This window comes from Bradyrhizobium sp. LTSP857, from assembly GCF_000938285.1.
GTDB lineage: Bacteria > Pseudomonadota > Alphaproteobacteria > Rhizobiales > Xanthobacteraceae > Bradyrhizobium.
In genome coordinates this window covers 71,057-89,250 of the sequence record NZ_JYMS01000049.1, presented here as the reverse complement: position 1 = coordinate 89,250, position 18,194 = coordinate 71,057, and the positions used below count along the sequence as shown (strand labels likewise).

At 62.1% G+C, this 18,194-nt stretch carries 14 protein-coding genes, 1 tRNA gene and 1 pseudogene; 13 read left to right on the top strand and 3 right to left on the bottom strand.

Annotated features, from left to right (window positions below):
- Positions 1–6: 6 nt before the first annotated feature.
- The 7 genes from UP06_RS33695 (at position 7) to UP06_RS42315 (ending at position 4,283) form a co-directional block, all read left to right on the top strand.
- Entirely contained in the window at positions 7–1,083 is a 1,077-nt protein-coding gene (locus UP06_RS33695; protein ID WP_045008015.1) for an NAD(P)H-dependent flavin oxidoreductase, read from the top strand.
- A 76-nt stretch (positions 1,084–1,159) separates the two neighbouring features.
- Positions 1,160–1,447 (top strand): Asp-tRNA(Asn)/Glu-tRNA(Gln) amidotransferase subunit GatC, encoded by a 288-nt coding sequence (gene gatC / locus UP06_RS33690; protein WP_008548395.1) that lies wholly within the window; start codon positions 1,160–1,162, stop codon positions 1,445–1,447.
- Between the two features lie 83 nt (positions 1,448–1,530).
- A complete protein-coding gene (locus tag UP06_RS33685; protein ID WP_014494728.1) occupies positions 1,531–1,746 on the top strand; it encodes a hypothetical protein in 216 nt (71 codons plus the stop codon).
- Positions 1,743–3,218, top strand: coding sequence for an Asp-tRNA(Asn)/Glu-tRNA(Gln) amidotransferase subunit GatA (gene gatA, locus UP06_RS33680; RefSeq protein ID WP_045008014.1), 1,476 nt, complete (start codon positions 1,743–1,745; stop codon positions 3,216–3,218). Before UP06_RS33685 ends, gatA begins: the two co-directional genes overlap by 4 nt.
- Complete coding sequence (locus UP06_RS33675; RefSeq protein ID WP_156163412.1) at positions 3,209–3,514, top strand: hypothetical protein; 306 nt, start codon at positions 3,209–3,211, stop codon at positions 3,512–3,514. The genes gatA and UP06_RS33675 overlap by 10 nt, the downstream gene beginning before the upstream one ends.
- The gene (locus tag UP06_RS42320; RefSeq protein WP_245305619.1) at positions 3,511–3,723 is read left to right on the top strand and encodes a hypothetical protein; all 213 of its coding nucleotides are present in this window, start codon (positions 3,511–3,513) and stop codon (positions 3,721–3,723) included. The genes UP06_RS33675 and UP06_RS42320 overlap by 4 nt, the downstream gene beginning before the upstream one ends.
- Positions 3,714–4,283, top strand: a complete 570-nt coding sequence (locus UP06_RS42315) for an FkbM family methyltransferase (protein WP_245305618.1) — start codon at positions 3,714–3,716, stop codon at positions 4,281–4,283. Before UP06_RS42320 ends, UP06_RS42315 begins: the two co-directional genes overlap by 10 nt.
- Before the next feature lie 134 nt (positions 4,284–4,417).
- Here UP06_RS42315 and UP06_RS41245 read toward each other — a convergent pair whose 3' ends face one another.
- A complete protein-coding gene (locus UP06_RS41245; protein ID WP_156163411.1) occupies positions 4,418–4,558 on the bottom strand; it encodes a hypothetical protein in 141 nt (46 codons plus the stop codon).
- Between the two features lie 158 nt (positions 4,559–4,716).
- Between UP06_RS41245 and UP06_RS33665 the strand changes: the two genes are divergently transcribed.
- The 3 genes from UP06_RS33665 (at position 4,717) to UP06_RS33650 (ending at position 9,433) form a co-directional block, all read left to right on the top strand.
- Positions 4,717–6,090 (top strand): patatin-like phospholipase family protein, encoded by a 1,374-nt coding sequence (locus UP06_RS33665; RefSeq protein WP_082081819.1) that lies wholly within the window; start codon positions 4,717–4,719, stop codon positions 6,088–6,090.
- Positions 6,091–6,218: 128 nt separating this feature from the next.
- Positions 6,219–7,703: an Asp-tRNA(Asn)/Glu-tRNA(Gln) amidotransferase subunit GatB gene (gatB, locus tag UP06_RS33660; RefSeq protein WP_045008012.1), complete on the top strand. Its 1,485-nt coding sequence runs from the start codon at positions 6,219–6,221 to the stop codon at positions 7,701–7,703.
- 1,463 nt (positions 7,704–9,166) lie between these two features.
- On the top strand, positions 9,167–9,433 hold the full coding sequence (locus UP06_RS33650) for a hypothetical protein (protein WP_045008010.1): 267 nt from the start codon (positions 9,167–9,169) through the stop codon (positions 9,431–9,433).
- 297 nt (positions 9,434–9,730) lie between these two features.
- Here the strand turns inward: UP06_RS33650 and UP06_RS33645 are convergent.
- Positions 9,731–9,823 (bottom strand) — tRNA-Ser (locus UP06_RS33645).
- Positions 9,824–10,256: 433 nt separating this feature from the next.
- Here UP06_RS33645 and UP06_RS33640 point away from each other — a divergent pair.
- From UP06_RS33640 to UP06_RS33630, 3 genes and pseudogenes are all read left to right on the top strand, one after another.
- Positions 10,257–11,342: a tetratricopeptide repeat protein gene (locus UP06_RS33640; RefSeq protein ID WP_197087450.1), complete on the top strand. Its 1,086-nt coding sequence runs from the start codon at positions 10,257–10,259 to the stop codon at positions 11,340–11,342.
- A pseudogene (locus UP06_RS39370) lies at positions 11,239–12,860 on the top strand (O-linked N-acetylglucosamine transferase, SPINDLY family protein). The gene UP06_RS33640 and the pseudogene UP06_RS39370 overlap by 104 nt, the downstream one beginning before the upstream one ends.
- A 588-nt stretch (positions 12,861–13,448) precedes the next feature.
- Entirely contained in the window at positions 13,449–15,023 is a 1,575-nt protein-coding gene (locus UP06_RS33630; RefSeq protein ID WP_045008008.1) for a porin, read from the top strand.
- A gap of 475 nt (positions 15,024–15,498) precedes the next feature.
- Here the strand turns inward: UP06_RS33630 and UP06_RS33625 are convergent, their stop codons facing one another.
- The gene (locus UP06_RS33625; RefSeq protein ID WP_045008007.1) at positions 15,499–17,901 is read right to left on the bottom strand and encodes a lytic transglycosylase domain-containing protein; all 2,403 of its coding nucleotides are present in this window, start codon (positions 17,899–17,901) and stop codon (positions 15,499–15,501) included.
- Between the last annotated feature and the right edge of the window lie 293 nt (positions 17,902–18,194).

The window sequence follows — 18,194 nt, the reverse complement described above, 5'->3', positions numbered from 1 at the left end:
AGCACCATGTGGCCCGACCGTCGACTGATCGATCTCTTCAAGACCGAATTCCCGATCGTGCTGGCGCCAATGGCCGGCGTGATGGATGCGGAGCTGGTGATTGCAGCAGCGCAGGGCGGCGCGCTCGGCTCGCTGCCGTGCGCCATGCTGTCGGGAGAGAAGATCCGCGAGCAGGTCAACATCATCCGCCAGCGCGTGTCTGCGCCCGTCAATCTGAACTTCTTCTGCCACACGCCGGTCGAACTCACCGCCGCGGCGGAAGCGCGTTGGAAGCAGCGCCTCGCGGGCTATTACAAGGAGCACGGCCTCGATCCGGCAGCCCCGGTCAACGCCGCCAACCGGGCGCCGTTCGATGCGGCGGCCTGCGCGGTGGTGGAGGAAGTGAAGCCGGAGGTCGTGAGCTTCCATTTCGGCCTGCCGGAGAAGGCCCAGCTTGACCGTATCAAAGCGGCCGGTTGTCTCGTGATCGCCTCGGCGACGACGGTGAAGGAGGCGGTCTGGCTGGAGCAGCGCGGCGTCGACGCCATCATTGCGCAAGGGGCGGAGGCGGGCGGCCATCGCGGCATGTTCCTGACCGACAAGATAGCCGAGCAGCCCGGGCTCTTTGCCCTGTTGCCGCAGATCGTCGACGCCGTGAAGGTGCCGGTCATCGCAGCCGGCGGCATCGCTGACGGGCGGGGCATTGCCGCGGCCTTCACGTTGGGCGCATCCGGCGTGCAGATCGGCACTGCCTATTTGCGCTGTCCGGAATCGACGCATACGGCGGCGGGGCGCGCCGCGCTTGCAGAGGGGCGGGATGATTCCACCGTGATCACCAACGTCATGACCGGGCGGCCGGCGCGCGGGGTTCAGAACCGCCTGATCCGCGAGGTCGGCCCGATCTCGCCCGATGCTCCGCCATTCCCCCATGCTGCAACCGCCCTGGCGCCGCTGAAATCGGCAGCCGAGAAACAAGGCCGCGTGGACTTCACCAATCTCTGGGCCGGGCAGGCCATTGCCCTCGGCCGTGAGGTCCCGGCGGCCGAATTGACCCGGGATCTCGCCAAATCGGCGCTGGACCGGTTGCGGCAGATGGCCGGATAGCTCCCAGCGCCGGTTGCGGCGCAAAAGCGGCCTCTGCTATACGGCGGATAGGTTTTGCCGTGAGAGGCCTTATATAATGTCCGTCGACGCCGCTACCGTCCGCCGCATCGCGCATCTGGCGCGCATCGCGGTTTCCGAGGACGAAGTTCCGCACTTGCAGGGCGAGCTCAACGCCATGCTCGCCTTTGTCGAGCAGCTCTCGGAGGTCAATGTCGAGGGCGTGGAGCCGATGACCTCGGTCACCCCGATGCAGATGAAGAAGCGGCAGGACGTGGTCAACGACGGTGAGATCGCCGACGATATCGTTGCCAACGCGCCTGCGACCGAGGGGCACTTCTTCCTCGTGCCCAAAGTCGTTGAGTAACTTGCATAGCGTTTTCGAGCGAAGTGGAAGCCGGTTCGCGTAAAGAAAACGCGTCAAACTAAAGAGTCTTAGGACGTGGTCCGATGTGCATGCTTTGCGACGATGAGAAGGCCTATCAGGCCTATATGAATTATCTCGACAAGATGGAGCGGCAGGGCAAGGCCGCCGATCCCAACGTCGCCGTCAATGCCGTGCTCGACGAGATCGAGGCGGCCGCGAACGCCGCCGCCAAGAAAAAAGACGACCCGGCCAACGACAAGACCCTGTCTCCGTTCTTCTGTAGCCCGATCAATAAATGACCGATTTGACATCCCTGACGCTCGCCGAGGCCCGCAAGGGCCTCGCGGCCAAGACTTTCACGTCACTCGAGCTGACCGACGCGCATCTGTCCGCGATCGAAGCCGCGCGCGTGCTCAATGCCTTCGTGATGGAGACGCCCGATCGCGCGCGTGACATGGCGAAGGCCGTGGACGAGAAGATCGCCAAGGGTGAGGGCGGTCCGCTCGCGGGCATCCCGCTCGGCATCAAGGATCTCTTTGCGACCGAGGGAGTGCGCACCACGGCGTGCTCGAAGATCCTCGGCAATTTCGTGCCGACCTATGAGTCCACCATAACCTCGCAGCTCTGGCGCGACGGCGCCGTGATGCTCGGCAAGCTCAACAATGACGAGTTCGCGATGGGCTCGGCCAACGAGACCTCGTGCTTCGGCCCCGTCGGCAATCCCTGGCGGCGTGAGGGAAGCAACACGACGCTGGTGCCGGGCGGCTCGTCCGGCGGCTCGGCCTCGGCCGTGGCGGCGCTGCTGTGCATGGGCGCGACCGCGACCGACACCGGCGGTTCGATCCGCCAGCCGGCGGCGTTCACCGCGACCGTCGGTATCAAGCCGACCTATGGTCGCTGCTCGCGCTGGGGCATCGTCGCCTTTGCCTCCTCGCTCGACCAGGCTGGCCCGATCGCGCGCACAACGCGCGATGCGGCGATGCTGCTGCGCTCGATGGCCGGGCACGATCCGAAGGACACGACCTCGGTCGACATGCCCGTGCCGGATTACGAGGCCGCGATCGGCAAATCCGTGAAGGGCATGAAGATCGGTATCCCCAAGGAATATCGCCTCGACGGCATGCCGTCCGAGATCGAAAAGCTTTGGGAAGAGGGCGCGGCCTGGCTGAAGGCGGCCGGCGCCGAGCTTGTCGAGGTGTCGCTGCCGCACACGAAGTACGCGCTGCCGGCCTATTACATCGTGGCGCCGGCGGAGGCGTCCTCCAACCTCGCGCGGTATGACGGCGTCCGCTACGGCCTGCGCGAGCAGGGCAAGAACATCATCGAGCAGTATGAGAACACCCGCGCCGAAGGTTTCGGTGCCGAAGTGCGCCGCCGCGTCATGATCGGCACCTATGTGCTCTCGGCCGGCTATTACGACGCCTACTATTTGCGCGCCCAGAAAGTCCGCACGCTGATCAAGAAGGACTTTGAGGATTGCTTCGCCAAGGGAGTCGACGCGATCCTCACCCCCGCGACGCCGTCGGCCGCCTTCGGCATCGGCGAGAAGGGCGGCGCCGACCCCGTCGAGATGTATCTCAACGACATTTTTACGGTGACCGTGAACATGGCGGGGCTGCCGGGCATCGCCGTGCCAGCGGGCAAGGATGCGCAAGGCCTGCCGCTCGGGCTGCAACTGATCGGTCGTCCCTTTGACGAAGAAGCGTTGTTCTCGCTCGGCGAGGTGATCGAGCAGGCGGCCGGCCGTTTCACGCCCGCGAGGTGGTGGTGAACCTGGCGGCGTATATCGCCAGCCTCGACGGCGCAGCACCGGCGCCGGATCTCAGCGCGCCGCTCGCCGGCCTCTGGTGGGCCGCCAAGGGCGACTGGGACCAGGCGCACAGGATCGTCCAGGACGAGAGCAGCCGCGACGCCGCCTGGGTGCACGCCTATCTGCACCGCGTCGAGGGCGATCTCGGCAATGCCGGCTACTGGTACCGCCAGGCTGGCCAACCCGTGGCAACGGATTCGCTCGAAGCAGAATGGCAGCGTATCGTCGATACGCTGGGTGGGAGTGCATCCGCATGAGCGAGCCTGGATTCACGGGACCGAAGGCGAAGCCGGAGGACTTGTTCGGCCGTTTTCGCGAGATCGTTTCCGATCCCCTCAACCTCCTGATCGAACGCGTCCCGATGGCCGGCCATGTCGAAGGCGATCAGGTCTATCTGCATAACGGCCTGAAGGTCCCGGTATCGGCCCCGGGGCGTATTACGGACCCTTCAGCAGCGTGCTTGTGATCAATCGCGGTGTCCACGAGCCGCTGGAAGAATACGTCTTTCAGGAATTGCTGAAGCGGCTGGGCGAAGCGCCCGCGATGATCGAGCTCGGCGCCTATTGGGGCCACTATTCCATGTGGCTCAAGAAGATGCGGTCTAAGGCAGACGTCATCCTAGTCGAGCCGGACCCCGCCTGCTTGAAGACCGGTCAGGATAATTTCGCGCGCAACGGACTGAAGGGCGAGTTCATCAAGGCCTTCGTCGGCAATGGAAAATTCGAGGTCGACGCCTTCTTCAGGGACAGGAAGATCAGGCGTCTCGACATCCTGCATGCCGATATCCAGGGGTTCGAGGTCGAGATGTTGAAAGGTGCCGAGAGCGTGCTGACCAAGCGGCGCGTCGATTTTCTCTTCATCGCAACCCATTCGCAGGCCCTCCATTACGAGGTCGTCGATCGTCTCAAGGCGAAAGGCTACCGCGTCGAGATCTCCAGCGATTTCGAGGACCAGAGCACGTCGTTCGACGGCTTCGTGTTTGCCTCTTCGCGGAGGTCGACGGGCTGTTCGGAGAGATCGAGATGATGGGCCGCCCGGAGATCGCGCTGCGCCGGCCGGCCGATGTGCTTCGGTCGCTCAACGGGTTTAACGAAGCCGGCGAAAGGCGAGCAGCCAACGGACCAGGAACGCCGTGAGCGGACCTGATGCCTGGCGGGACGCTATCTCAGCGTTCCCTTCGGCAGCAGATATTCGTGAACATGCGGACAGACGTTGCCGAGATTGCAGCGCTCGGCCTTGATGAGTGGCTCCAACTGGGCGATCAGCGCCTTGGCGTTGAACACTTTTGGCGGAGCCGCCACTAGCTACGCACGGCGCGGGCGCTGCTGTCCGCGCTTTTGCCTCGTTAACCCTGTATGGGCGCTGGCCTCGGGGTCATGCCGATGCCACCTTTGAGCATGATAGACTGGCGCTGACAGGGTGGGGCCTGCGACGGGACATTCGGGTGCAAGCGTTGAAGATGCGGGGGTGGGTCCTTGCCGGGTTGGCCGCTGCGTTCGCGGGATTATTGGCGGGATGTGCGACGGTCTACAATTTGCCGGGCAACGCTCCGCTCGGCGAAGCGTTGGCCGACAATGACTTTGGGCGAGAAGTTCAGACTTACGCGGACGATCTGCTGCTGGGGTTGTCGTTCTCCGGCGGCGGCATGCGTGCCGCGGCTTTCTCCTTTGGGGTGCTGACCGAACTCGATCGGTCTCGCGTCGGCTCCGATCGTGCGAAAACGCTGCTCGACCGAGTGGACTTCGTCTCCGGCGGATCGGTTACGGCAGCCTATTTCGGCCTCAAGCAGCGCGCTGCGATTGCGGATTTTCGCGAGCGTTTCCTGCTGCGGAACGCCGAGGAAGGTCTCAATACCCGCGTTTCGCTTGGCAATATCGGGCGCGCACTCGGCGGCGGCGTCAACGACAGCCAATTTACCGACTGGCTCGATCGAAACCTGTTCGATGGCGCGCGGTTCGATATTTTTCGCGAAGACCGGCGCCCACGGGTCTGGATCAATGCGTCCGACATCTACAACCGCACGCCATTCGTGTTCGGGAAGACCACTTTTGACGCGCTATGCAGCGATATCCGGTCTTATCGCATCGCTGAGGCGGTTGCAGCGTCCGCAGCGGTACCGCTTGCCTTTGCACCGATCGTGCTCGAGACCTATCCCGGCGGCTGCGCAACGCAACTGCCGGACTGGATCGAACGTGCACGCCGCGATCCGAATGCGCAGCCGTTGTTGCGGTCGTTTGCGGAAGCCAACGCCCGCTATCACGATGGCTCGATGCGCTATGTGAAGCTGCTCGACGGCGGCCTCGTCGACAATTATGGCCTGTCCGGTTTCAGCATCGGGATGCTCGCGGCGCAGCGCCCGTTCGAGCCGATGAACGAGCGCCAGGCCGTGAAGGTGCGGCGGATCATGTTCCTTCTCGTCGATGCCGGGCGGGGTATCTCCGGCGACTTCGCGCAGCGGGTCGAAGGGCCAAGCGGCATCGAACTGGTGTCGGCGGCAGCCGACACCGCCATCGATGCTGGTGTGCGATCGAGTTACGCGGCATTCACCGGCCTGGCCAATGACTGGGTGGGGAAGATCAGACGCTGGCGATGCAGCCTGTCCGCGGCGGACCGTGCCCGTCTCGGGGTTGGCAATAACTGGCGCTGCAACGACGTCAGTTTCTTCATCGATCGGGTGAATTTCGAGCAGCTTGGGCCCGCGCGTGCCGGCATCCTCAATACGATCCCGACGCGGTTCTCGCTGCCGGCGGACCAGGTCGATCTCCTGATCGAAGGCGGCGCCGACGCGCTGCGCCAGAGCAAGCCCTACCAGGCGTTTCGCCGCGGGCTTTGACCGCGGGGGTGGCTGTTGACCGCCAGAATGTCGATTTCTTCGGCTTGACTGGCGCCAGCCGTTGCGCGAAGCCCAAACCTTCCCATAATCTTGCCATCCCACATTTGAATGGTTCGGAAGCCGGATCGATGAACGTGTCAGTCACACCGCACAAGCTTCTCAAGGGCGCCACCGGCGACTGGGAGGTGGTTATCGGCATGGAGATCCATGCGCAGGTGACGTCGAGCTCCAAATTGTTCTCGGGCGCCTCCACTGCGTTTGGCGGCGAGCCGAATTCGCATGTGTCGCTGGTCGACGCGGCGATGCCAGGCATGCTGCCCGTCATCAACGAAGAGTGCGTCAGGCAGGCTGTCCGGACCGGGCTCGGGCTCAACGCAAAAATCAATCTGCGTTCGGTGTTCGACCGGAAAAACTATTTCTATCCGGACCTGCCGCAGGGCTACCAGATCAGCCAGTATAAGTCGCCGATCGTCGGCGAGGGCGAGGTGATCGTCGAGCTCGACGGTGGTAGGACTGCGGCGATCGGCATCGAGCGCCTGCATCTTGAGCAGGATGCCGGCAAGTTGCTGCACGATCAGTCGCCGACCATGACCTATGTCGACCTCAACCGCTCCGGCGTGGCGCTGATGGAGATCGTATCAAAACCGGACATCCGCGATGCCGAGCAGGCCAAGGCCTATGTGACCAAGCTGCGCTCGATCCTGCGCTATCTCGGCACGTGCGACGGCGACATGGAGAAGGGAAGCTTGCGCGCCGACGTCAACGTCTCCGTGCGCAAGCCCGGTGCTCCGCTCGGCACCCGCTGTGAGATCAAGAACATGAACTCGATCACCTTCATTGGGCAGGCGATCGAGTACGAAGCGCGCCGCCAGATCGAAATTTTGGAGGACGGCGGCGCGATCGACCAGGAAACGCGGCTGTACGACCCCAACAGGGGCGAGACGCGCTCGATGCGCTCGAAGGAAGAGGCGCATGACTACCGCTACTTCCCTGATCCCGATCTGCTGCCGCTGGAGTTCTCTCAGGCTTTCGTCGATGAGCTGAAAGCGGAGCTGCCCGAGCTGCCGGACCAGAAGATGACGCGTTTCGTCGCCGACTTCGGCCTGTCGGCCTATGACGCGAGCGTGCTGGTCGCCGAGCGCGAAAGCGCGGTGTTCTACGAGACCGTGCTGGACAAGCTCGCCAACCGCGCCCGCGACGGCAAGATGGCGGCGAACTGGGTGATCAACGAATTGTTCGGCCGTCTCAACAAGGAAGGCCGGGATATTACGGACTCTCCAGTCAATGCCGAGCAGCTCGCAGCGATCATCGACCTGATCGGTGAAGGCACGATCTCCGGCAAGATCGCCAAGGATCTGTTCGAGATCGTCTGGCAAGAGGGCGGCGATCCCCGCGCGCTGGTCGAAAGCCGCGGCATGAAGCAGGTCACCGACCTCTCGGCGATCGAGAAGGTCGTCAACGACATCATCGCGGCCAATCCCGACAAGGCTGCGCAGGTCAAGGACAAGCCGCAGTCGCTCGGCTGGTTCGTCGGCCAGGTGATGAAGGCGTCCGGCGGCAAGGCCAACCCGCAGAGCGTCAACGATCTGCTCAAGTCCAAGCTCGGCATCTGACGTCGCGCGTTCGAACGAGGTGACGGATACGTTCCGTCACCTCGCTTCAGCTCGCGATGCGACGCGCGCGTCCGTCATCGATGGCCAACATCATCCCATCTGAGCCACGCAGCGACGACCGAATCGCCGTCACGCGATTCGCGCGAAACGGCGGCTTGCACGCGCTTTGGCGAGCGCTCGCGCCGTTAAGCATGAAAATATTTTCGTTGCCAAAACCTGCGACTCAGAGTCCGCGAAACGCTTCCATGACGCGATCGAGCAAACCGCGACGCACGTCACCGCGTTGATCATGCGCAATGCGCAAGTGCAGAATAATACTTGCTGCATAGAGTTTCTTTGCAGTCACCGGCCTTGCCGAGATCGATGCTGCGACCACTCTGCGTGATCGCGAGCGCATGTCTCTCCGACCACTTGCGTCGCGCTCGCCAAGCGCACGCGCTCCGCTGCGTCAACACTTCCTTAAGTGAGAAGATGTTTTTTTCGTCGTGTTGGTGTATTCGGGGTGAGTGCATTCGATCCCCGAATGTACGCAGCGATTAAAGCCATCTCACACATCGGAGGGCAACATGGCCAAGAAAGCAAAGAAGGCGAAGAAGGCGAAGAGCGCAGTGAAGAAGACTGCGAAGAAGACCCGCAAGGTCGCCAAGAAGAAGAAGTAACTTCGCTTCTGAAGTTGCCGGCTCCTAGAGAGCCGGCACGTCATCAGCGCCTCTTAGCAGGTTCTGGTCGACGATAGAGGGTGTCGGCGAGACATCAGGTCAACGGTCGGATCGTTCTCTTTCGCGGGTTCGCTCGCCAAAGTCCGGTCCGGCAGAAGAAACAAGTTTTCTTCGTTCGGTGCGGCTCCGGTTCTCCGGCTCTGCAATTTCACGAGTAGCCTCGCGGTCAAAGTGGAATCTGGTCCTGACGTGTTCGCCGACGCCCTCGTTCCCTGAGGCCGGGGCATTGCCGGCATTTTTTTCCCAACATTTCTGATCTGACCGTGACGTGGCCGCGCTGCCTTGAGGCAGGCGAGGGCTGCGGCTTTGTCGTACGCAGCGCCCGCGTCCCATTTCCCTTTTGCGTTACCGTCACCGTTCCGACCGGGGGAATCCTGTCCGCCGCGCGATGGATGACTGGGGTCTCTGGAACGACAACGCGTGGCGCGGGCGACGCCACAATGTGCCCGCCACAACGCGCGATGGTTATCGTAGTCCGAAAATCTCACGGTAAACCAAATCTGACGAATCGCAGAAGTGCTTGGAAAACGGCAGCTTCTTGCATTCCTTTCGCGAACGTTGCGCTCGCGCGTTTACGTCTGCTTCATCGCGATACTTAAACTGCCATTCAAATTTGCCCGCCATCATCACCTCCAACAAGCCGGCAAACGGCATGGGCAAGAAGACTCGGGGATGAGTTGAACAGTCAATTGGACGGGAGCCGCGCTCGGGGGACGAGGCGGCATAAGAAAAAGGGGATGCGTTATGTTTCAGGGTACTTTCGATCTGGAGACGGCGACGGCGATCGACGCGGGCGCGCTGTCTGACGTGCTGTTCGAGCGCGGGATGTATTGGGCGAGCGGCCGTTCCGGCCTCGTCGATCTTGTCGCCGCGCATAAATGGTTCAACCTTGCCGCGCTGAAGGGCCGCAAGGACGCCGTCACGTTGCGCCAGGAAGTGGCCGGGCAGATGTCGGACGCCGAGATCTCGGCCGCGCAGCGCGACGCGAGGGCGTGGGTCTCCACGCACTGAGCTGACAATCGCATCGGGCCCCGTGTTGTACGGGGCGATCCGGTTGCTCCAAGGCAAGTTCCTGCGTCGGGCCGCCACTAGACCCGCGCGGTACGAGCGACACTGACAAGAATGACCCGGGGAACGGACGAGGCGTGCCGATATGGCAATCCTGCCGCCGGATGCGGGCACACATATATAAAGAGAGCGCGAATCGGGCCGAGTTCAGCGGCGCGGATCCTTGCGCCAGGCTGTCGCGCCGGCTTCACGATCGCTTTCAGGTGAAAGAACGCCCAGACCAGGATTCTGCCGCTGGGGTGGCGGAGAGGGAGGGATTCGAACCCTCGATACAGCTTGAGACCGTATGACGCTTTAGCAAAGCGTTGCCTTCAGCCACTCGGCCACCTCTCCGGTGCGAGCCTTATGCATCTAATTACTTGGGCTGGTCAATTTCGAAGCGTGTGTTTTCGCTCGAATATTCCCAACGATTTCCGCAGTCATGCGCGCCAATAGAGACGATTTGCCTCCCGGTTGAGGACTTGATGCCGAAACAGCGGGCCCAGAACTGAAACGTCTGGCTCGGACGACAAGGATGGCTCCCCGGACGACGCTATCTCGATCGAATCAAGTGGTTGAATTTGTTGAATTTTACATGCTGTCCTCGCTTTGCGCTGCAAGATATGATGGGTAGTTCAGTACTATGGGCTTGCGGATGGCCGGAGCATAAGGGCCGCCGCGCGTAACCAAGCTGCTGCCAGCTGCTCCCGACCAAGCCGAACTTGGCTTTGTGGCGTCGCCGAACCGGTTGCGGTATTTGACCGGATGATCTGAGGGAGGAATGGGCTTGGCGGGTGAACTGCAGACCAAATTTCGACGTGCCGTCGAAGCCTTTCAGGCCAAGGATCTGGTCAAAGCGGAAAGAATACTGCAGCAGATCGCAAAAGCGGCCAGGAACGTGTTCGAGGTCGAGCATCTCCCCGGTGTCGTCAAGCTCGTCCAAGGTCGATTTTCGGAGGCTGAAGTCCATCTCAAGGCGGCTGTCGCCCTGAATGGAAGCAGTGACGAAGCGCTCAGCAATTATGGATACGCGCTCAAAGCCCTGAACCGACCGCAAGAGGCGCTCGCATATTTTACGCGCGCATTGGCGGTCAATCCGCGCAATCCCCTGTCGTACCACAACAGGGGTTCGATACTTGCCGAATTCTCGAGGAACTATCCGGAGGCGATTGATCAATTCGACAAGGCGATTGCCTTCAATCCGAACTTTGCCGACGCATATTCAAGCAAGGGCAATTGCCTCGAGAAGCTCAAGCGCTACGAGGACGCCCTCGTTGCCTACGATAAGGCGTTGTCGCTCAAGCCTGACCTGGAGATTGCGTGGCTCGGTCGCGGGAATGTTTTCCGCAATCTGAAGCGCTACGACGAAGCGTTTGCGACATACGACAAGGCGCTGTCGGTCAAGCCTGCTTTCGAGGAAGCGTGGGTCGGTCGAGGTGATGTTCTCGCTGATCTCAAGCGCTATGACGAGGCATTGGCTGCGTACGACAAGGCGCTGTCGATCAAGCCCGATGTCGAGGGTGCGTGGGTTGCCCGGGGCAATGTGTTCTGGAGTCTCAAGCGCTATGACGAGGCGCTGGCTGCCTACGACAGGGCGCTATCGATCAAATCTGGTTTGGAGAATGCGTGGCTTGGTCGAGGCAACGTGCTCTGCGATCTCAAACGTTACGACGAAGCATTTGCCGCTTTTGACAAGGCGCTGTCGATCAGGCCTGACCTTGCAGAAGCGTGGCTTGGCCGCGGCAATGTCTTTACCGAGCTCGAGCGTCATGATGGGGCGTTTGCCGCTTATGACATGGCGCTGTCGATCAAGCCGGATCTGGCAGAGGCGTGGCTCGGTCGAGGCAACGTTGTGGGGTCTCAAGCGCTATGAGGAGGCTCTCGCTGCCTTCGACAAGGCATTGTCGCTCAAGTCCGATCTGGATGGAGCGTGGGTTGGGCGAGGCAATGTTTTCACCGATCTCAAGTGCTATGATGGAGCGCTTGCCGCTTATGACAAGGCAGTATCGATCAGGCCTGACCTGGAGGGCATCGAGGGGTTGCGTCTCTATGCAAAGATGAATCTTTGCAATTGGGAGAATCTCGACGAAGAGATCGGACATTTGACGGCTGCAATACGGGCCGGGAAGGCCAATAGCTCTCCCTTTGCGTTGCTGTCGTTGACGGATTCGCCTGATGATCACCTGCGATGCGCCAGGGCATGGGTGGCTGCAAAGCTCCCGCAATCCTCAAGGGCAGGTTCAAGAGGCGTACCCCATCAGCACGACAGGATTCGGATCGGATATGTTTCACCGGATTTACGTGAGCATCCGGTCGGGTATCTGACTGCTGGGGTTTTTGAGAACCACGACGCTCGTCGATTTGAGACATACGCCTTCTCGATCGGTCCGGGCGATGACAGCGATCTGCGCAAGCGACTGGAAGGGTCCTTTCATCGCTTTATCGATTGCGAGCACAAGAGCGACAGTGAAGTCCTGGAGGCGATCAGCGAAGCGCAGATCGATATTCTTGTCGACCTTGCCGGTCACACACAGAATGCCAGGCTGCCGCTATTCGCATCCAGCCCCGCTCCGATCGTCGTCAATTACCTCGGGTTCGCGGGAACCCTGGGGAGCAAGGAACTGTCGAATTACATCATTGCCGATCAAATCGTGCTGCCGGATTCGAACAGTCAGTTCTTTGAAGAGAAAGTCGTCCGGTTGCCCGGCAGCTTCATGCCGCGCGACAACAATGGGCCCGCGATCGGCGAAGTGCTGCCCGATCGGGCTGATCACTATCTGCGGCCGGAATGGACGGTGTTTTGCTGTTTCAACAACGCCTACAAGATCAATCGATCGGTCTTTGGCTGCTGGCTGAACATCTTGAGGAGCGTCGGGCAGTCGGTCCTTTGGTTGTCCGATATCGGAGAAATCGCAAAATCGAATTTGCGAAAGGAAGCCAAAGAGGCGGGCATCGATCCGGATCGGCTGGTGTTTGCAAAGCGCGTTTCATCGTCGGCCGACCATTTGGCGCGGCATCGCCTTGCCGACCTTTTCCTGGATACGCTGCCCTACAACGCGCACACGACAGCGAGTGATGCGCTGTGCCCGTCGTCACACAAATTGGAAATAGCTTCGCAGGCCGCGTCGCGGCGAGCTTGCTCAACGCAGTTGGCTTGCCTGAATTGATCACGCGAACGCGCGAGGAATATGAAGCGCTCGCGATCGATCTGGCGCGCGACAGGCAGAAGCTCCAAGGCATGCGCGAGAGGCTGCAAAGGAACCGTCTGACGACGCCGCTGTTTGATGCGGCACTTTATACGAGACACCTTGAGGCGGCCTACGAGGCGATGCATCAGCGCCATCAGGCCGGATTGCCGCCGGATCACACCGACGTTCAAGCTCTCCGGTGAGCCGCGCCTTAATCCGGCGGGCCATCAGTTCGTGAGCGGCTTGTTCCGTGTCGGGGACGGGACGACAAATCGGTCGCGTTGATCCTCCGGGGAGCAAAACTCCGGCTCTCCTCGCATCCGGATCAGTCGATTCTCCGAGCGGTGGCGGGCGCTGGTGAGTCCCTCGGCGATTCCACGATTCGATCACGTCAGAACCGCAACACCGCTGCTTCGCGCTGGTGGGGGCAATGGGCGGGAGTTTCGACGGCAAATGGAACCGCTTCTAAAACATGAGCAAATTCAAACCCTTGTGCGGGCGGATTGATCACATCTGCGTGTTATTTGTGCAACACCCATCGGAAAACGCGCTCCATTGGCTCGTTTCGGAGCGTTCTCTTGTTGTGTGTGCAAGGACGTTCGGTAATTGTTATCGAGCGACGGAGGGGGGCATCCCAAGGTCGTCCCGTTTAGGTCTTTCGCTTAAGTCCCTCGCGTTCATGCGGGTGTGTCCGAAGACGCGAAGGTGGCCAAAGCGGTGATTTAAAGGGGGTTGGGGAATTGGCCGTTCGGGTCAGTGACCTTCCCTGAAGAGCAACTTGGAGGTTTAACATGAAGTTGGTTAAGAGCCTTTTGCTCGGCTCAGCGGCGGGTCTTCTCGCTGTGGGCGGAGCGCAGGCAGCCGATCTCCCCGTGAAGGCCAAAGCGGTCGAATACGTGAAGATCTGCTCCCTGTACGGTGCGGGTTTCTACTACATCCCGGGCACCGACACTTGTATCAAGCTGGGTGGTTATCTGCGCGCTGAAGCAGCTATTAACACCAACTCGGACTACAGCGGTCAGTTTGCCGCTCCCGCGGGCGCAAAAAATCGCCTGAGCAACTACTACACCGCTCGCGCTCGTGAAGACTTCAACATCGACACGCGCACCGCTACCGAGTACGGCGTCGTTCGTACCTTCTTCGATGGCGTGTTCTCGTGGACGACGGGTGGCTATCAGGGCACTGGCTCCGCTACGGGCGCGACTGCCTATACCGGTACGCTGGCGCTCAACACCTCGGGTGCGACCCCGGCGCTGGTTGGTTCGTCGATCAACGGCACCGACGGCAACACCTCGGCCGGTTCGCTCGGCGTGTACTACGCCTTCATCCAGTTCGCTGGCTTCACGATGGGTAAGGCCGTGTCGCAGTTCGACGCGCCCTGGACCAACTATCCCGGCAACAACTTCGACGGTCTCGTCGGCGGCAGCGGCACGGTCACTGGTATCCTCCAGTTCACCTACACCGCTGACTTCGGTCAGGGCATCACGGCGTCGTTCTCGGCGGAAGATCCGTCTGCTTACATGCAGGCCGGCAACATCAACCTGTCCGGTGCTGCTGGTCCCTCGGGCGTCACCGGTGCGGCGCTTGGTTCCAACGCGATCGGCGGCACCCGTTCTCCGAACCTCGTCGGTATGCTGCGTGTCGATCAGGCTTGGGGTCTCTTCCAGGCGTCGGTCGCTGCACATGACAACCATGTTGCCTACTACGGCGCGACCGAGCCGACTGGTCACCCCGACGACAAGTGGGGTTGGGCGATCCAGCTCGCTCTGTCGATCAAGAACATCCCGACTGGTGCGGGAGACGTGATCAACGTGTCGGCCGTCTACACCGACGGTGCGACCCGCTACAACTTCCAGAACCTGGCGGGCAGCACGTATACCGTCTATGGTACCTCGAGCCTAGCCGGTGCCTATGGCAGCGTCGCTGCTGTGACCGCGCCGGACACCACGTTCACCACGGGTAGCCAGCAGGAAAACGTCAAGACCTGGGGCTTCCGTGGTGCCTACACCCACAACTGGGATCCCTTCTGGAACACCGCGATCTACGGTGCGTATGCTCAAGCCCAGTTCGGTAGTGGTGCCAAGACGTTCCTCTGCGGACCGGCTGGCATCATCGCTCTGACCGCTGGCGTTACGTCTTGTAACCCGGACTTCAACATCGGCCAGGTCGGTGTCATCACCCGCTGGACCCCGGTCAAGAACCTCACGTTCTCGGCTGACCTTGCGTGGACCAACATCGACCAGAAGTACGCAGGCGTCGTGACCACCACGGCGATCTCCGGCCCGAACGCCAAGCCGATCGCGGCCTACGAGCTGAAGGACCAGAACTCGCTCGTTCTGCTCCTCCGCGCTCAGCGCAACTGGTAAGTTCGGTCTAGCGACCTGATAGAGAGCCCCGGCGGGAAACCGCCGGGGCTTTTTCTTCTGCCGGGATCGCCGGTTCGCGCTCCCAGGAATGTCTGGTCAGAACTGGCGCGCAGGTGCGCTGGTTGCTTCCGGTTTCTTGTCACGAGCGAGGTGAGAGGGCGCGGGGATCAGGCTCGAAACGAGACCGCCTATCTCCGTCGTAGACCCCGAGGCGCACTTTGCTGACGTCGCGTTTATCTGCGCCGCACGCCAGCTCCGCGTCGACGCGCAATTGGTCCGCCTGTAGCTGACCGATAGCCCGGTACCCACTCGCCGATCTGGCTGCACAGCCCTTGGCTCTCAAGGCGTGCCCTGATAAGGCCCGTTTGAAGATCACGTCGGAGCCATAGAGTTCTTCCACCCAAGGAGAGGCGGGCGCGCGAGTGTGGCGCTTGCTGCCAATGCGCTCCGTAGCGAAAGCCAGGGAGGGGCGCCGCTATTCCACGCTGCCGGCGCCGCGGCGCAAATCAGCCTCGATCTGCAACCGTGTGCCGCCGCCGAAGCGAGCGCGGTAGACCTGAAGATTCTCCATGATCCGCTGTACGTAATTGCGCGTCTCGGAGAACGGAATGAGCTCAACCCAGTCGACCGCGTCGACCTTGGCGTCGCGTGGGTCGCCGTAGCGGTCGACCCACTTCTTCACGCTGCCGCGGCCGGCATTGTAGGCGGCAAACGTCATGATGTAGGAGCCGCGATAATCCTCGAGCAGACCGCCAAGCTCGGCCGAGCCGAGCGTGGCGTTGTAGGCCGAATCGTTCTTCAGCCGCGACAAATCGTAGGTTCCGCCGTGCCGCTTGCAGACATAGCGCGCGGCGTCGGGCGTCACCTGCATCAGCCCGTAGGCCTGCGCCGGCGAGACCACGGCCGGATTGAACGCGCTTTCCTGCCGCGCGATGGCGTAGACGATGCTGCGCTCGACCTCGGGCCCGATCGGCGTGAACTGCGGAATGCCGTTGACGGGATAGGCGTAGAAATCGAACGGCAGCCCGCGATTGAGCGCGGCCTTGCCGACCAGCAGCATGCTGCGCGCGTCGCTATAGCGCTGGGTCAGCTCGCCGAGCCCGGTCAGCGCCTCGGGATCGCCGTTCTCGCCCATATCGGCGAGCATCGGCACCGCGATCTCGCGCTCATCGAGCTCGTACAGCAGTTGCGCGGCGCGCACGATCTCGAGCCGTTCGGCGCCGCGCCCCCGCGGCTGGCTGTTGAGCTCGATCTGCGGCAGGCCGAGTTTTGCGCGCGCGAGCTGGCCGTAATAGCTGGTCGACTGCTCGGCTGCACGGGCGTAGGCGTTGCGCGCCTCCTGCTGGCGGCCCGCGGCTTCCGCTGCGCGGCCCTGCCAATAGCCGGCGCGCGCCAGCGTGGTCGGATTGACGCTGCCGACGCCGATGCGGGCAAAGTGCTGGGCGGCCGTGGCGGGATCATTGAGGAAGCGCAGCGCAATCCAGCCCGCCGTGAACTCCTGCTCGGTCTTGTAAATGTCGCGTGAGGGCAGCGCCGCGTCGCGCGCGATCAGATAGGCGCTGCGGAATTCCTCGGTGTCGATCATCTTGCGCGCCAAAAGGCGCCGCTCGATCCACCATTCGTCGAGATTGTAGAGCCGGTTCGGATCCTTCGGCGCCGACAGCATGAGCTGGGCAGCTTCGGCAAACTTCTCCTCGCGGCGCAGCAGCTGGATCTTGCTGAAGATGAAGCCGGGATCGCTGTGCAGCTCGCGTGGCACCTCTTCGAGCAGCGCGCGCGTGTTCGGCGCCTTCTTGAACGAGGCGATGCGGGCCTTGGCGAGCGCGACATAGCCGGCGCCGAGCCGTTTTGCCGCGCGCAGTGCCGCTTCGGTCTCGCTGCCGTAGAGCAGTGTGTCCATCCGCGCCTTCTGGTCGCCCGGCGTGAGCAGGGCGCCAAACTGGTCGAGCGCGTTGTTCTCGGTGTCTTCCGACATCGGATCGCTGCGCCAGGCCTCGCGCACCAGCCGTTCGGCATTGGCGCGGTCGCCGCGCGCCAGCATCGCCCTGGCAAGTACGAAGCGGCCCTTGGCCGAAACAGGGGATTCGTTCTCGAACCACGACCAGCCAACGGAATCGTCGCGCCTGTCGTCCCACATCGCGGCCTCGAGGCGGCGGCGCAGGAAGGTCTGCGAGGGCCAGCTCGGATTGGCGGAGAGGAACGCGCGGTAGCGCTCAACACTCGCGCCATTGTCCTCGCTGCGCAGGATGATCCATTCCGCGAGCTTTCGCGCGACGGGATCCGAAATCGAATCTGCGTAACTGCTGGCGTCGCCTGGCTTGCGCTTGCGCACCAGCTCGATGACGTTCTCGAGCGTGTCCTTGTCGGCTTGCGACGTCGACGAGGTCGCCGCAACCGCTGCCGGCGTGACCGGCTTGCGCGGCACGGCGTGCTGGCGGGTTGCAGGCGCCAGCACGGGTGTTGCAACAGGTCTGGCGGGGGCAGGGGCCGGGGCGGAAGGCTTGACGGTGGCCGTCACCGCCGGCGCGGTCTGGGTGGCCGGCGCATTGGCGGCGGGTCGGGATTTTGGCGCGGGGGCGGCAGCGGCGGGCTTCGGCTTGTCCTTCGCGGCATCCTTGCTGGCAGGTTTCTTCGCCGCATCCTTGGCGGGGGCGGGCGTTACTCCCTTGGTCGCGCCCTTGGCTGCTTCCTTGCCCGTTTCCTTGGCCGATCCTTTGGCAGCTCCCTTCGCTGCATCCTTAGCGGGCTGGGTGGTCGCTGGCTTGACGGCTGGTTTCGCGGTTCCCTTGGCGGCCTGCTTGGCTGGTTCCTTAGCAGTGTCCTCGGCCGTCTCGTTGGACTTGGCCAAGGCGACGCAGCCGATCGACAGGCCGGCCATCAGGCAGAGGGCCAGACCGGCAGATCGCCATGCGGCACGAGGAAATGAGGTCACGGCGGTTCGTCGCCCCGAATCAGTCAATTGGCTCAAGACCTATCTGTACAAGATCTGGCTGTATTTGATTGAATATGCGGACAAAATACCAACAGCCGCTTACCTTCGCCCGCTTTGCACCACCACCGCGGCAAAATCGCGGCCTAAACGGTGCGTCAGTCGGCAGCAGCTCTTTTACCGACGGGATAGACCCGATATGTATGGGGCTTGCTCTAAAACTTGCCGCGTACGGAGGAAGT

Coding starts and splice junctions, on each gene's coding strand:
- UP06_RS33695 (WP_045008015.1), top strand. CDS start 7: ATGTGGCCCGACCGTCGACTGATCGATCTCTTCAAGACCGAATTCCCG.
- gatA (WP_045008014.1), top strand. CDS start 1,743: ATGACCGATTTGACATCCCTGACGCTCGCCGAGGCCCGCAAGGGCCTC.
- UP06_RS33625 (WP_045008007.1), bottom strand. CDS start 17,901: ATGGCCGGCCTGTCGATCGGCTGCGTCGCCTTGGCCAAGTCCAACGAG.
- gatB (WP_045008012.1), top strand. CDS start 6,219: ATGAACGTGTCAGTCACACCGCACAAGCTTCTCAAGGGCGCCACCGGC.
- UP06_RS33665 (WP_082081819.1), top strand. CDS start 4,717: ATGCGGGGGTGGGTCCTTGCCGGGTTGGCCGCTGCGTTCGCGGGATTA.
- UP06_RS33650 (WP_045008010.1), top strand. CDS start 9,167: ATGTTTCAGGGTACTTTCGATCTGGAGACGGCGACGGCGATCGACGCG.
- UP06_RS33685 (WP_014494728.1), top strand. CDS start 1,531: ATGTGCATGCTTTGCGACGATGAGAAGGCCTATCAGGCCTATATGAAT.
- gatC (WP_008548395.1), top strand. CDS start 1,160: ATGTCCGTCGACGCCGCTACCGTCCGCCGCATCGCGCATCTGGCGCGC.
- UP06_RS42320 (WP_245305619.1), top strand. CDS start 3,511: ATGAGCGAGCCTGGATTCACGGGACCGAAGGCGAAGCCGGAGGACTTG.
- UP06_RS33630 (WP_045008008.1), top strand. CDS start 13,449: ATGAAGTTGGTTAAGAGCCTTTTGCTCGGCTCAGCGGCGGGTCTTCTC.